Origin of the sequence: Pseudomonas sp. ABFPK, assembly GCF_001586765.1 — a bacterium.
GTDB lineage: Bacteria > Pseudomonadota > Gammaproteobacteria > Pseudomonadales > Pseudomonadaceae > Aquipseudomonas > Aquipseudomonas asiatica.
Window position 1 is genome coordinate 34,648 of record NZ_LQXW01000027.1, and the last position, 14,728, is coordinate 49,375.

The following is a 14,728-nucleotide window of genomic DNA, read 5'->3' on the forward strand; positions in this document are numbered from 1 at the left end:
ACCTGTGGAGTCAGTGCATGTTATCGAAGCAGACAATCGGGCTACGCCGCGTGGTCGTGACCGGCATGGGCATCGTCTCATGTCTGGGCAACAGCCCTGCGCAGGTCCTCCAGGCATTGCGCCAGGGGCGCTCGGGAATCGCCTTCAACCTGGCCTATGCGCAAGCGGGGCTGCGCAGCCATGTCAGCGGCCGGCTGGAGGTCGACTTTCAGCGCATCGACCGGCGCCACCGGCGCTTCATGGGCGATGCCGCAGCCTATGGCTACCTGGCCATGGCCGATGCCATCGCCGATGCACGGCTGACGCCCGAGCAGGTGGCCGACACCCGCACCGGCTGCGTGATGGGCTCGGGTGGCGGCTCCAGCGAAGACATCGTCGAGGCCAACCAGCTGCTGCACAGCCAGGGCGTACGCAAGGTGGGGCCGTACCGTGTACCCCGTACCATGACCAGTACGGTCTCAGCGTGCCTGGCCAGTTTCTTCGGCATCAAGGGCCTCAACTATTCCATCGCCTCGGCCTGCGCCACCAGCGCCCATTGCATCGGCCACGCCTTCGAGCAGATCCAGTTCGGCAAACAGGATGTGGTGTTTGCTGGCGGTGCCGAAGCCGAGCACTTCAGCCAGAGCTGCATGTTCGACGCCATGGGCGCGTTTTCCACCGGCTACAACGACCGGCCGGCCACTGCCAGCCGCCCTTATGACGTGGCCCGTGATGGCTTCGTTATCAGCGGCGGGGCAGGGGTGCTGGTGCTGGAGGCGCTGGAGCATGCCCAGGCGCGCGGGGCGACCATCCTCGCCGAAGTGATCGGCTATGGCACTGCCTCCGATGGCCAGGACATGGTTTCCCCCAGCGGCGACGGCGCACTGCGCGCCATGCAGATGGCCCTGGCCAGTTGCGCCGAACCGGTGGATTACCTCAATACCCATGGCACCAGCACCCAGGCCGGCGACCTGGTGGAACTGCAGGCGGCACTGGCTGCCTTCGACGGTGAACTGCCGCCGTTCAGCTCGACCAAGTCGCTGAGCGGGCACGCGCTGGGGGCGGCCGGGGTGCACGAGGCGATCTATGCGTTGCTGATGATGCGCCACGGTTTCATGGCGGCTTCGCACAACATCGAACAGCTCGACCCGCAGGTCGAGGGGCTGCCCTTGGTACGCAGCGTGCGCGAAGGGCAGCAGGTGAATTGCGTGATGTCCAACAGCTTCGGTTTCGGCGGGGCCAATGCCTCGCTGGTGTTCAGCCGTCGGGGGCTGGAGGCGCAGGGCGCACATTGACGGTGACGGCCCACCAGAGGCCCGCCCGGACTGAGCTTGAGGGCTGCGCCTGCAGCCCACTCGCTGCGTGAAGGTTTCGAACTGCCAATCGCTTGTTCTCCAACAGACAGTGAGGTGGATATGTCGGGTACGTCGCAGCAGCCGGTCGCGCCGGAGCAATTGAAACGCGTGGTCTGGGCCGCGTCCATCGGCAACTTCGTCGAGTGGTTCGACTTTGCCCTGTATGGTTTTCTGGCGACCACCATCGCCCAGTTGTTCTTCCCCTCGGGTGACAGCACCACGGCGCTGCTCAAGACCTTTGCCGTGTTCGCCGTTGCCTTTGCTTTCCGCCCGCTCGGCGGGCTGGTGTTCGGCATGCTGGGGGACCATTTCGGGCGGCGCCGGGTGTTGTCGATCACGATCCTGCTGATGGCCGCAGCCACCACCCTGATCGGGCTGCTGCCGACCTATGCCAGCATCGGCCTGGCCGCCCCGTTGCTGTTGACGCTGATCCGCTGTGTGCAGGGTTTTTCCGCCGGTGGCGAATACGCCGGTGCCTGCATTTACCTCATCGAGCACGCCCCGGCCGGGCAGCGCGCCCGCTATGGCAGTGCCGCGCTGGTGTCGACCTTCGCCTCGTTCGCGGCCGCCGCCATCGTCACCTATGCCCTGAACCGCTGGCTGACAGCCGAGCAGATGGCAGCCTTCGGTTGGCGCCTGCCCTTTCTGATCGCCGCGCCCCTCGGGCTGGTGGGCCTGTACCTGCGCTGGCGCCTGGACGAGACGCCGGCGTTCAAGGCGCTGGCTAGCGCCGAGCGTGCCGTGCATGCACCGCTGGGCCAGACATTGCGCGAGCAGGGCGGGGCGATGTGCTGCCTGGCGGCGTTCATCTCGCTGACCGCGCTGTCGTTCTACATGTGCACCACCTACTTCGTGACCTACCTGCAACTGCAAGGCGGCCAGCCGCAGCCCACAGCGCTGTTGATCTCTTTGCTGACCTTGCTGTTCGCCGCAGCCTGCTGCCCCTTTGCCGGACGCTTTTCCGACCGCGTTGGCCGGCGCCCGACCATGGTCACGGCTGCCGCCTGGCTGGTGCTGACCATTTACCCGGCGTTTCTGCTGGCGCGCTCCGGGTTGTTCTACCCAGCATTGGCGGGGGCGTTCCTGTTGGCCATCGGCGCGGTGCTGTGCGGTGTGGTCACGGCCGTGCTGTTGTCGGAAGTGTTCCCCACCCGCAGTCGCTACACCGCCTCGGCCATCACCTACAACATGGCCTACACGCTGTTCGGCGGTACCGCGCCGCTGATCGCCACCTGGCTGATCGAGCGCAGCGGTGACCCGCTGTCGCCGGCCTATTACCTGGCCGGTATCGCCCTGTTCGCCCTGGCGGGCGGGCTGTCGTTGCCGGAGACGGCGGGGCGCCCCTTGAGCCACGCCGCCGATCAACCCGCCAACCCCTTGGCATAAAAAAACAGGCCCCGCTTGGGGCCCCCGCACCTCAACAACAACCATAAGACCCACGTGCGAATCGGCTCGGCGGCGCAGTTGCCGAGTGCATTCGCGATCACCAGGAGTGACGCAGAATGGCCCGTATAGGCGTAGATGTCGGCGGTACCAACACAGACCTGATCCTGGAAACCACGGAGCGCGACTCCATCGGCCGGCGGATCTTTTCCCACAAGGTCCCCACCACCCTCGAAGACCAGTCCATCGCTGTGATGCGCGGGATTCTCGAGCTGTGTGCCAAGGCCGGAATCGGCGCCGAAGAAGTGGACCTGATCGTCCATGGCACTACGGTGGCGACCAACATTTCCATCGAACACAATGGCGCCGAGGTGGGCATGCTCACCACCAGGGGCTTCCGCGACATTCTGCACATTGGCCGGCACAAACGGCCCTACAACTTCTCGCTGCAGTTCGATGTGCCATGGCAGAGCACACCGCTGGTGCGTCGGCGTAACCGCATCGCCATCAACGAGCGCATCCTACCGCCCCATGGCCAGGTCGAGACGCCGCTGGACGAGCAGGAAGTCCGCGAGGCCGCGCAGTTGCTCAAGGCCCGTGGCGTGCAGGCCGTAATCATCGGCTTCATGTACGCCTTCCTCGACCGCTCCCATGAGCTGCGCGCCAAGGCCATCGTGCAGAAGGTGATGCCCGAGGCGTTCGTCTGCTGCTCCACCGATGTGGTGGACGTGATGCGCGAGTACGAGCGCTTTTCCACCACGGCCATGAACGCCTACGTCGGACCGCGCACCGCCCACTACCTGACCCACCTGGCCAGCCAGCTGCGTGAAAACGGCATCCAGGCCGACCTGCGCATCATGCAGTCCAACGGCGGTGTGGCCACCGTTGAAAGCTGCTGCGAGCGGCCGGTGAACATCCTCATGTCCGGCCCCGCCGGTGGCGTGATGGGCGGGCATTACTTCGCTGGGCTCGACGGTGAGCGCAACATCATCACCGTCGACATTGGTGGTACCTCGGCGGACATCTCGACCTTGGTCGATGGCCAGATCAAGGTGATGAACCCGCGCGACTCCTACGTGTCCGGGCACCCGGTGCTGGTGCCGATGATCGACCTGATCACCATCGGTGCCGGTGGCGGATCGGTGGCCTTCATCGACCCGGCCGGTGGCTTCCAGGTCGGCCCACGCTCGGCCGGTTCCAACCCCGGCCCGGCCTGTTACGGCCGCGGTGGCGAGGAGCCCACCGTGACCGACGCCAACATCGTGTTGGGCCGTCTGGACCCGGACCAGATGCTGGGCGGCGACCTGAAGATCGACCCGGCGCTGTCGTTCCAGGCCATCGAGGCGAAGATCGCCAAGCCGTTGGGCCTTAGCGTGCACCGGGCGGCCCTGGGCATCCTGCGGGTGGTCAACAACAACATGGCCCTGGCCATTCGTTCCAACTCGGTGGCCCGTGGTATCGACCCCCGCGATTTCGTGCTGATGCCGTTCGGCGGGGCAGGGCCGGTGCATGGTCCGGCGCTGGCCGATGAGGTCAATGCCAAGTCGGTGCTCATCCCGCCAGCGCCGGGCATCACCGCCGCCGCAGGCCTGCTGACCACCGACCTGCAGTACGAGGCCCTGCGCTCGTTGCTGTGCACCCTGAATACCATCGACGACACGCAATTGAATCGGCTCGAAAGCGCCTTGCAGGAACTGGAAGCCAATGTTCGGCAACAACTGCGCAACGATGGCGTGGACGATGCCTGCATGCAGCTGACCCGCATCGCCGAATGCCGCTACGACGGTCAGGGCTTCGAGTTGCGTGCCCTGATCCCTGGCGGCAGGGTGGACCACCAGGCCATTGCCCAGGTCATGGCGCATTTCCACCAAGTGCATGAGCAGGACTACGGCTATTGCTACGCCGATGCCCCGGTGGAAGTCGTCAGCCTGCGTGTCATCGGCCATTCCCAGTCCGAGAAGCTGGCCTGGCAGCCGCTGCCGGCGGCGGTCGACAGCGACACCGGCCAGGCCTTCCTTTACGAGCGCGACACCTGGTTCGACGATGGCCAGTGCCTGCCCACGCCACGCTATGACCGCAGCAAGCTGCACGCCGGCCAGTACATCGAAGGCCCGGCCATGCTCATGCAGCACGACTCCACCTCGCTGGTGCCGCCGGGTTGGGTGGCCAGGGTGAGCGCCCACGGCAACCTGATCATCTCCCGCCAGTAACGCCAGAGGACACAGCCATGAATACGCAACCGGTCGATCCGATCACCCTGCAAGTCATCAGCGGCGCCTTGAAGACCATCGCCGAAGAGATGGGCCACGTGCTGTACCGCATGTCGTTCTCATCGATCATCCGCGAGTCCCAGGACATGGGCGCCGGGCTGTTCGACACCCGCTACCAGACCATCTGCGAGTCCGAATCCACGCCGATGCACATCGGCTCGATCCCGGCCTACCTGCGCGGCATCGAGGCCACCCTGCAAGGTGGCGCCTGGCACGAGGGCGATGTGGTGGTGCACAACCATCCCTATCACGGCTCCAGCCACAGCCCGGACCTGGCGGTGATCGTGCCGATTTTCCATGAAGGCGAGCTGGTGGGCTTTTCCGGCAACACCGCGCACCACATCGACATCGGCGCAGCTACGCCGGGGTTGATCATCGACGTAGGCGACGTGTACGCCGAAGGCATGCTGATGGCCGGGCTCAAGCTCTATGAGCGCGGTGTGCGCAACGAAGCGCTGGTGCAGATGTTCCGTTACAACAGCCGTGCATCCGACCAGCTGATTCGCGACATCGAAGCCCAGGTGGCCTCGGCGCAGCTGGGCGCCCGGCGCTTCAAGGAACTACTGACCCGCTACGGCAAGGACTTCAGCTTTACCGCGATCAACCAGTTGATCGACTACGCCGAAACCATCATGCGCCAGCAGATCGCGCAGATTCCCGATGGCGACTACCGCGCCGAAGGCTTCCTCGACGACGACGGCCGCAACCGCGAGCGGCGCCTGCCGGTGGTGGTCACGGTAAAAGTGAGCGGTGATGCCCTGGAGGTGGACCTGACCGGTTCGGCGTTGCAAACCGAAACCGCCTATAACGTGCCGTTCGAAGGTTCGTGCAAGGTGGCCGCCTACGCCGCCTTCCGCAAGCTGCTGCTCGACGCTGCCACGCTGCCCAGCCCGGTGCCGTCCAACGAGGGGTCGTTCCGCCCGATCAGCGTCGTGGCGCCGCTGGGCACGATTTTCAACCCAGTGTTCCCAGCCGCTGCCGAGGCGCGCTTCACCCAGTGCAACCGGATGATCGATCTCATCATCAAGGCCCTGGCCCCGGTGCTGCCGGAGCGGGTGATCGCCGGCAGCTCGGCGTCGATCTCCTTCGCTGCCTATTCCGGGGTGAAGGCCGATGGCGACTATTGGGTATTCCTCGAAGTCAACGAAGGGGCATACGGCGGGCGGCCGAAATCCGACGGGCCCGATGCCATCGACAACCTGATGGCCAACACCCGCAACAACCCCATCGAAGACCTGGGGATGCACCTGCCGATGATCTGCGACCGCTACGAGCTGCGTGACGATGTGCAGCCAGGCGCTGGCAAGTACCGCGGTGGCATCGGTGTGGTAAAGGCCCAGCGGGTGCTCACGGCGGGCTTCATCACCCACGAAAGCGAACGGCATTTCGATGTGCCCTGGGGGGTGTTCGGTGGCTGCGACGGGGTGGTAGGCAAGACCGAGATCTACAATGTCGCCAGCCCCGGGCAGGTGGTGTCGATGCCGTCGAAGTTCTCCGGGTACGCGTCCAAGGCGGGGGATGTGATGGCCTACTACTCGCCCTGTGGCGGTGGCTATGGCAACCCGCTAGAACGCAGTGCCGAGCAGGTGCGCGAAGACGTGCTGGATGACTTCTGCAGCCTCGAACAGGCCTTTGAGGTGTACGGAGTGGTGCTCGACGAGCAGGTGCGCCTGGACATCGAGGCCACCCGCGCCCGGCGCCAGCAACTGCAGGGCTGACCACAGGTCTGCCCGCCGCAGCCTTTGCTGGGTCGCTATTCGCCAGCAAAGGCCGTTGCCCACGTTCGTTCCTTTCCCCAAGAGCCTGCGGCCATCGCCATGGCAGGTAGGTTGCGCCTTCCATTCATGCACAGGTGCTTCGATGAACAGCCCCGAATTGACTTCTGTCTCACCGACTCCGGCCGTCTCCCGTCACAACCTGTTGGAACCGTCGATTCTTCCGGTACAACGACGACATCGCTCGATCGGTACCCTGGGTTTCACCTGGATCTGGATCGGTATCGCGTTCATGATCGCCACCTTCCAGCTGGGTGCTACGGGTGTTGCCGGCCTGCCGCTGCCACAGGTCGTAGCGATCATTCTGCTGGCCAACATCGTCCTGGCGCTACTGATGACCCTGACCGCGGACATCGGTACCGAACATGGTTTGTCTTTCGCGGTGTATTTGCGAGCGCCGTTCGGCGTGCATGGCACACACATTCCGTCATTGTTTCGCGGCCTGGTCGCGGCGATCTGGTTCGGTATCCAGACCTACCTCGGCGCCCTGGCCCTGAGCGGTATCGTCGAGTACTTGACCGGGTTCGACAACTGGGCCTTGTGGTATGTGATCTTCGCAGTGGTGCAAATCATCAATACCGCGCTGGGTATCAAGGCGGTAGAGTTTCTCTCGTCCATCGCAGCGCCGGCGATCATTGCCATCTCGGTTTGGATGTACCTGACCCTCGATGTGCTGGCAGTCACCAAAGGGGTCAATATCTGGACGTTCGTCGGCGACAAGCAGCTGACCATCATTACCCTGTTCCTGGCTAACGTGGCTTTCTGGTCGACCTTGGCCATCGACATTCCCAATATCACCCGTTACGTGCGGACACCAGTCAATGCTCGGGGGTTCCTGTCTCGTAACCGGCATATCTTTCTTGCTCAATTGGTCGCATTACCGCTGACTCAGACCTGGATCGCGGTCATTGGCGCGGCATCTTTCGTCGCCGCCGGAGACTGGAATCCAATCAATGTCATCCAGGCCCAGAGCACCGGGCTGAGCCTGGTCGTGCTGATGGTCCTGGTGGTGCTGGCACAGTGGTCGACCAATACTGCAGCCAACCTGATCCCGGCGGCGCTGACCTTCGTCAATGCTGGAGCACCACGAGTCAGATACCCGACTGCAGTGATGATCGCGGGAGTCATCGGTACACTTTCGATGCCGTGGGCCATCCTCGATAACCTGTTCGCCTTCCTGTTTTCGTATGGATCGTTCCTCTCGGCAATTGGCGGGATCATGGTGGCTGACTATTACCTGATTCGGCGACGCCGGTTGAACGTGCCGCAGTTGTATGAGCTGCAAGGGCAATTCCACTATTGGCGCGGTTTCAACCCTGCCGGCTTGTTAGCGTGGGCTGCGGCCAGCGTGTTGGCGTACTGTTCCGGTGACTGGGCATTTGTAGTCGGTTTCGTCAGCGGTTTGGTGATCCATGCCATGCTGATGAAGTTCTGGATCGTTCGGCGCTATCCCCAGCAAGAGCTCACCGGCAATGGCGCGCAGTGGCTGGCCAGCAGTGTCGGCCACGACTGGCGCTACGATGCCAGTACCGATCGCTTCGGCCTTACGCCATCAGATCAGGCGTGAAGCTCCGCAGCTCGGTGCCCTAGTAGGGCTTTGAAACGCGCGGCGGTAGGGCTCTGGTATTCCTCGTTCCACGCGGCGATGGTCTGCACCTGGGCATGCTCGTCCTGCAGCGGCACGATGACCACGCCTTCGCGCTGGATCCGGTAGGCGCATTCCGAATACAGCGACACCCCCATGTTGGCCGCCACCAGCCCGAGGATACCGATGCTGGTGGTGGCCTCCTGGTGAATGTTCGGGCTGAAACCGGCGCGCTGGCACAGCTGAAACGCCTGGTCGCGGAACAGGCTCCAGCCACTGGGCGCACCGAAGATGAAGCGCTCGTCGCGCAACTGTTCGATGCGCAAAGTGGCCTGTCCGGCCAGCGGGTGCCGTGACGGCAGAATTGCCACCATGCGTTCCTGGTTCACCGGCAATGAGGCGATGTCCGGCTCGGTCATTGGCCCCAGCAGGAACCCCACGTCGATCAGGCAATCGCGGATCGCCTTGTACTGCTCGTGAGAGGGCATGTACAGCAACTCCACGGTCACATCCGGGTGCAGGTCCTTGAAGCGCTCGAGAATGCCCGGCAGCGCGCCGTTGATGGCGAAGTCGTTGTAGGCCACGGTCAGGTGGCCGATGTCCCCCGCCGCGGCGCTACGCGCCAGGTCGATACCGCGTTCGATATGGCGGAACACCTGCTGGCATTCCTGCAAGAACAGCCGACCGGCCTCGGTCAGCGCCACATGGCGCGTGGTGCGCATGAACAACTCCGCCCCCAGCTCGCTTTCCAGCGCCTTGATCAGGCGGCTCAAAGCCGGCTGGGTGATGAACAGGGCATCGGCGGCGCGCTTGAAATGCAGCAGTTGCGCGACGCGGACGAAGGCTTTTATCTGCTTGAGATCAAAGCGGATATTAATGCTCATTTTGGTATCAATGCTCGCCAACAATGAATTGGATGTCATCAGTGGCCGAGATTATCGTGAGTTCCAGGTCAAGGCAAACCTTCCTTGCCGAACCGCTCACAACGACCCACTGGGGAGATTCACTATGTCGCAAGACCTGATGACCATGCTCGAACGCGCCTTCGAAGAATCGACCAAGCTCTACAAGGAGCGTGGCTTCCAGCGCCGTATCGGCTTCGGCAAGCGCCCGGCGCTGATCAACGTCGACCTGGCCAACGCCTGGACCCGCCCAGGCAACCCGTTCACCTGCGAAAAGATCGACGACGAAATCATCCCCGGCGTGCAGCGCCTGATGAAGGTGTTCCGTGCCAACCACTTCCCGATCGTCCACGTCACCACCTGCTACCAGAACACCGACCGCCATGACCCCAACACCGACATGGGCCAGTGGCACAACAAGATCCCGGTGGACGTGGTCAACCAGGCCGATGAGAACCTCTGGGCGATCGACTCGCGCATCGCGCCAGTCGATGGCGAGTTCGTGCTGGTGAAGAAGCGCGCCAGTTCGTTCAGCGGCACCTCGCTGGCCGGGTACCTGCGCTCGGCAGGGGTCGACACCATCCTGGTGACCGGCGTGACGGCCTCGGCTTGCGTGCGTACCACCCTGTGCGACGGCCTGGCCGAAGGCTTCCGCACCATCGCCGTGAAAGAGTGCATCGGCGACCGGGTACCGGGCGCGGTGGCCTGGAACCTGTTTGACATTGATGCCAAGTTCGCCGACGTGGAAACCGTCGACAGCTGCCTGGATTACCTGGCTAGCATTGGCAAACGTTGACCGCCCGGGTGTGACCCGCGCCATGCTGAAGCCGGGCTTCAGCATGGCGCGTTGCGTTTGTCCAGCCGCATGGCTGAAACACACCTGTACGCCAGGCTCATTGATTGCAAGCTAAGCGATTGTTAAGGTCGGTCCTCCCAAGAATCATCATGAGCGTCTGGTCGAGCTGGCAACTATCTTCAACTGCGAAACAGCCGACCTGCTGACCGAGGGAGCTCCCGCCCGGAGGACCAGGCCCGCAGGCTCCATGACCTTCTTTCCCGGCTGACAGCGGCAGACCGTGAGCTTGTCATGGACATGGTGGAGCGCCTGGTTGCCCGGCTCGGCCAGGACTGAGCGCTGAATCATGGCGACTACATGGCGGGCTCGGACGCCTCCTCTGTACCCGGCTCATCGAACAGCGATCCACAGCGCAGGCACAAATACCTGAACCCTCCGAAGTGATATTTGGCGACCCCAGGGTTGGGGTATCTGTGTCCGCCTCCTGAGCCCCCTGCAATGCACTGTCGGCCAGGCTGACCAGCAGGGCGATGCCCTTGGCAACGTCCCGCGTCAGAATGGCCTTGGACTCGCAGATTAAGCATCTGATCATGGTTCCTCGTGGTAATAACGGCCGAATGCACAGCCGCTGGTGATGACTGGTTGGCGGTTGTCGCTGGGGGTTTTCAGCAGGGATTGCCCGGGCGTGGGCAGAGCAATCTGAGCAGGCGATTCAGCATCCAGCAGGCCAGGACCACGGCGAGCAGCAGCGGCGGGAAGCGCAGCATGAGCAAGATGCTCAGCACCACCGTAGCAGCGGCCGCGAGCGCGCCGATGAAGATGAGCAGGTGGAGTAGAAATCGAAGTAGAAGCATAGTGAGTCTCCAAGAAAACCTGCCTGGCCGATGACGGCAGCGCAGGCAGGTGGGATTCAGTGGGGCTGTGAGGCGAGGGCTTCCAGTTTGTCTGCGAGGAATTTGGGCGCCGCCTGTGAATCAACGGGGGCGGTCGAGCTGGCTGGCTCTGGGGCGGTGAAGAACTCCTCGATCACGGCGTGACTGTCTTCTTCGCTGTCCTCAAAGGCGCCATTGCCGAAGCCCCGGCGGGCTGCCTCATCCAGCGCCCCTTGATCGAAGCCGGCGGTTTGCCGTTGCGCCGCGAGCTCGCCCGCCTGCTGCAGAGCTTCAGCCATGCCCATGCCGTTGCGTACCGTGAGGTCGACGTAGAAGATCGGGGTGCCGTGGCTCTGGCGCGTCGACTTGCCGCGTAGGCGCAGCTCCAGCGGCAGGCAGGCCAAGCGATTGCCGGAAATGGCCTGGAAGTAATGTAGCCGGGCTGCCAGGGTGCGGATGCTGTTGAAGCCGGTGGTGCGGAACACGAAGGTGCCCAGCGGATCCTCCTCGCCAATGACCACGTTCAGCCGGCCATAGGGCCTGCAGGCATTACCCTTGGCCAGCGGGCAGGCATCCGGCGAAGGGCAGGGCAGCGATTGCATACCGTCCTGAGTGACGCGCTTGCAAGTTTCGCCATTACCGACGCACAGTGGCCGTCCCGACTGCCGGTCGAACAGGGTGTAGTCGGCGCGAAAGTTCAATTCCGGTTCGTTGAACAGCAGACGTACCGGGATGCTACGCAGCTTGTCGTCCTTGCCCTGACGCAGTTCATCGTTGAGCGGGTGCAACAGCCAGCCATCCCGGCCCTGCACTTGGGACGTGATGGTGAACTGGTCATCCTTCTCCGGAAGACGCTTACCGTTTTTCTCGACGACCTTGCCAATGGAGATGCGACCGAGTGCGGGAGGGATGAGTGCGAGACCTTTCAACATGGTGGTGCTCCTGGAAATGAAAAAGGCCAGCCACGCAGCGCGAACTGCATGGACTGGCCAAGGGGGAAGGGGTGATGGAGGAGGAAATCAGCCGACCAGGAAGCGCCGCGCACCGGGCTTCAGCAACGGATACTTGGCCTGCAGGTACGGCTTGTCCTTGAGCAGTTGCGCGACATCGAAACCGATGTTGTCCTTGGCCTTGCGCCAACTGACGTAGCCGCTGGAGAACTCCGCGCGACTGGCGTCGCCCATGGCCTGCTGCAGCATCTGCTTGAGCTCGGCCTCGCGCTTTTCCTTGTCGGCCATCGACTGCCGCAGGGCCTTCAGTTCGATATAGGCGGCAGTCAGCCCAGCATGGCTGCTGAAGTTGACTACCTGACCGTTGTCCTCCGGATACAGGCAGCGTAGCGCTGCCTCCGCGGATGCCGTCCCGTCGGCTGGCGGTGGTGTGTCGGTCTCCACGTAGCGCCAGAACTTGCACTCCAGCTCGATCAGGCGAGCAATCATCTGCTCGTCCCGCTCAATGCGGTGGATCTCCAGCGTCTGGCCACCAAGCAGCACGGCTACATCCGCAGCCTGCTTGCCAGTGACGGCGAGCTGGTGCATCACCTGAAGCTCGACATACTCGGGGATGCCTTCCTTCCAGAGACGTGCCCCGTTTATGCCGGCGGTCTTGCATTCGAGGATCTGCACATCGTCGGCACCGATTACCTCACGGTCGATGTTGGCCAGCATCCAGGGCAGCTCCGGATCCGGATGCTGTAGCACGGCGTTAATGCGGCGGACCTTGTTCTTGGTGCGCTTGCTGTAGTGCCAGGCCACGATGGGTTCCAGGACGTTGCCCCAATACATCGGGCTTTCCTCATCCTGGGTATCGCCCTTAGGCAGCGCAGTGTCGCGGCCGGTCTTCTCCAGCCACAGTTCGAGCTGCGATTTGTAGGGATTCAGTCCCACGGCAGCCGCGGCATCCGAACTGCCGATGCCTTGTTTACGGATCTGCAGCCAGTCCTCGCGCGGAAGCTCCTTGGTGCTGACCAGGCGCAGGGCCGGGCGGGCTTTGCGGGAGCTGCCGTTCAATGACGTTGCTTTCATGGTATTCACCTGCAGACATGAAAACGCCCGACCAGCACAAGGCTGACCGGGCGCGAGGGTTGAAGTAAGTGAGGGCTAAGCGGCGAGCTGTAGCGCGGCATCCAGAGCGCGTTGCTTGATCTGTGCCCCCTGGCCGAACCAGGCCGAGTCCATGCGGTACTCGTTGCTGCGGGCACGACGTTCGTGGTCGACGTACTCGGTCACGGCGTTGAGTAGGCCCCAAGCTGTGCCACGTGCAGAGTCCAGCTGGCTACCGCGACCACGGCCTTCGTACAGCTCCTGGGCTTTGCGTAGCGCACGCTCGTTGGGCAGTACCTCCGGTAGGGCGCCGGTCGGGCTGGTCTCGCACAGCACGCCCATAAAGAATCCCAAAGCCTCATGCCACTGCACCTTGCGTTCGGCCAGCGCGCGCATGCGGTACATGAAGTCGTCCCACTGGGATACGGCAATACCGAGCTGTTTCTTCACTGCTTGCGGATCGAAGCGGGTGTTGTGCGGCACCTTGATCGCGCGGCTGGTGCCGTCCAGGGCGATGGTCAGGGTGTTGTTGCACACCACGCGCACAGTGGTGGGTGTGGCAGTGGTGGCCAGGGTGCCGTCGCAGGATGTCGCGAGCAGCAGATAGCCGTTGACCTGATCATTACCCTTGATCGCAGCGCCTTGCCCGGTACGCGCCAGCGCCCAGAACTTGCGACCGCCCTTGAGCACGCCAGCGGTTTCCAGCTCGTAGCCGGATACCTCGGTGAGGTCCCGGTAAAACTCGAGCACTTCCCGAGGCTGCACGGTGTGGTAGCGCTGCGAGACCACCGACAGCGGGGTTTTGGTGTCCGAACGGAACAGCACCTTCTGTTCGGGGAAGGAGTGAATTGCGCCCAGATGGCCCGTGACCTCTGATTTGAAATGCACGGGACTTTCGAGGATCTGCCAGTCCATCCCGGCTTCACGCTGCCAGACTTCGATGGGTTGTTTCTGAGTGAGCTGATTGCCCAGGCCATGCCACGGAGTAGCGCCAGCGTAGGCCATGGTTTCGACGAGATGTGCCATGTGAGCGATTCCTTTGGGTGCAGGCCGGCATAAAGCGCCGCGCCAGGCGCAGCACCGACCGGACGATTGAAATGAGAGGAGAGAAAGGGCCGGATCAGACTGGCAGGTTGAAGCGATGACCGCAGAGCAGACAGAGATTGTGGGCCAGGACGTGGCGGTCGAGCGACTCGCCAAGCTGGGCGCCTAGCGCACACCCGCCTACGCCGCCGGCCAGGCCGGCGAGAATGGCACCAGACACGGAACCTAGGGTGATACCGACAGGTCCGGCGAACGCGCCGATAGCTGCGCCAGCTTGGCCACCTCCCAGGGCTGCGCTGACGCTACGTGCAATACCGCCAAGGGTGCCGACGGCGGCGCCGACTCTCATGGCGTGATGGAAGGAAGCGATTTTTGGGGAGTGACAGCGAGGGCACTGCAATGACATGGGGCTAACCTCCTTGGTGCTTATGTCATCGCGATAATGTGTGGTTGAGATTTTTTCGAGTCGAATGGTCGCATTTCAGAAGCGAAACCAATGACGTAACGAGCCACAATCGGCAGAGACAGGCCGGGATTAGTGCTGATAGCTACTGCTCGCGTAGCGTCGCTCAAACTCCATCGTGCAGAGATAGCCCTTTGAATCGCCCCTGGTTTCGTAGACACCTCCAAGCCTCATAATGAGGCCCAAATAGGAGGTGCCATGAGTCGTCAGCGTTACCCCGAAGAGTTCAAGATCGAAGCGGTCAAGCAAGTGACCGAGAAAG

The 14,728-nt window shown here is 63.1% G+C and carries 12 protein-coding genes and 2 pseudogenes; 7 read left to right on the plus strand and 7 right to left on the minus strand.

Annotated features, from left to right (window positions below):
• Positions 1-17: 17 nt before the first annotated feature.
• From WM94_RS18140 to WM94_RS18160, 5 genes are all read left to right on the plus strand, one after another.
• The gene (locus tag WM94_RS18140) at positions 18-1,274 is read left to right on the plus strand and encodes a beta-ketoacyl synthase N-terminal-like domain-containing protein (protein WP_009683511.1); all 1,257 of its coding nucleotides are present in this window, start codon (positions 18-20) and stop codon (positions 1,272-1,274) included.
• 120 nt (positions 1,275-1,394) lie between these two features.
• Positions 1,395-2,720: an MFS transporter gene (locus WM94_RS18145; RefSeq protein ID WP_061551856.1), complete on the plus strand. Its 1,326-nt coding sequence runs from the start codon at positions 1,395-1,397 to the stop codon at positions 2,718-2,720.
• 116 nt (positions 2,721-2,836) lie between these two features.
• Positions 2,837-4,927 carry a hydantoinase/oxoprolinase family protein gene (locus WM94_RS18150; RefSeq protein ID WP_023101487.1) on the plus strand — a complete coding sequence of 697 codons (2,091 nt, stop codon included), beginning with the start codon at positions 2,837-2,839 and terminating at the stop codon, positions 4,925-4,927.
• Positions 4,928-4,944: 17 nt separating this feature from the next.
• A complete protein-coding gene (locus WM94_RS18155) occupies positions 4,945-6,705 on the plus strand; it encodes a hydantoinase B/oxoprolinase family protein (protein ID WP_009683515.1) in 1,761 nt (586 codons plus the stop codon).
• A gap of 142 nt (positions 6,706-6,847) precedes the next feature.
• Positions 6,848-8,329 carry an NCS1 family transporter gene (locus tag WM94_RS18160; RefSeq protein ID WP_023101486.1) on the plus strand — a complete coding sequence of 494 codons (1,482 nt, stop codon included), beginning with the start codon at positions 6,848-6,850 and terminating at the stop codon, positions 8,327-8,329.
• Here the strand turns inward: WM94_RS18160 and WM94_RS18165 are convergent.
• Positions 8,320-9,231, minus strand: coding sequence for a LysR family transcriptional regulator (locus tag WM94_RS18165; RefSeq protein ID WP_009683517.1), 912 nt, complete (start codon positions 9,229-9,231; stop codon positions 8,320-8,322). The two genes, WM94_RS18160 and WM94_RS18165, sit on opposite strands and share 10 nt — an antisense overlap.
• Positions 9,232-9,355: 124 nt before the next feature.
• On the opposite strand from WM94_RS18165, the gene WM94_RS18170 reads away from it, so the two are divergent.
• Both WM94_RS18170 and WM94_RS31165 read left to right on the plus strand, forming a co-directional pair.
• Complete coding sequence (locus tag WM94_RS18170) at positions 9,356-10,045, plus strand: isochorismatase family protein (RefSeq protein WP_009683518.1); 690 nt, start codon at positions 9,356-9,358, stop codon at positions 10,043-10,045.
• Positions 10,046-10,196: 151 nt separating this feature from the next.
• Positions 10,197-10,381, plus strand: a pseudogene (locus WM94_RS31165) (transcriptional regulator); the annotation flags it as partial.
• Between the two features lie 329 nt (positions 10,382-10,710).
• Here WM94_RS31165 and WM94_RS18180 read toward each other — a convergent pair.
• The 6 genes and pseudogenes from WM94_RS18180 to WM94_RS30625 all read right to left on the minus strand — a co-directional run.
• Positions 10,711-10,899 carry a hypothetical protein gene (locus tag WM94_RS18180; protein ID WP_009683519.1) on the minus strand — a complete coding sequence of 63 codons (189 nt, stop codon included), beginning with the start codon at positions 10,897-10,899 and terminating at the stop codon, positions 10,711-10,713.
• Positions 10,900-10,955: 56 nt separating this feature from the next.
• Positions 10,956-11,849, minus strand: a complete 894-nt coding sequence (locus WM94_RS18185; RefSeq protein ID WP_009683520.1) for a hypothetical protein — start codon at positions 11,847-11,849, stop codon at positions 10,956-10,958.
• Positions 11,850-11,936: 87 nt separating this feature from the next.
• Entirely contained in the window at positions 11,937-12,941 is a 1,005-nt protein-coding gene (locus WM94_RS18190; RefSeq protein WP_034023887.1) for a YqaJ viral recombinase family protein, read from the minus strand.
• A 75-nt stretch (positions 12,942-13,016) separates the two neighbouring features.
• Positions 13,017-13,985, minus strand: a complete 969-nt coding sequence (locus tag WM94_RS18195) for a DUF932 domain-containing protein (protein WP_033959465.1) — start codon at positions 13,983-13,985, stop codon at positions 13,017-13,019.
• 94 nt (positions 13,986-14,079) lie between these two features.
• Positions 14,080-14,409: a hypothetical protein gene (locus WM94_RS18200; RefSeq protein ID WP_009681987.1), complete on the minus strand. Its 330-nt coding sequence runs from the start codon at positions 14,407-14,409 to the stop codon at positions 14,080-14,082.
• A 129-nt stretch (positions 14,410-14,538) separates the two neighbouring features.
• Positions 14,539-14,728 (minus strand): annotated as a pseudogene (locus tag WM94_RS30625) (hypothetical protein); the annotation flags it as partial.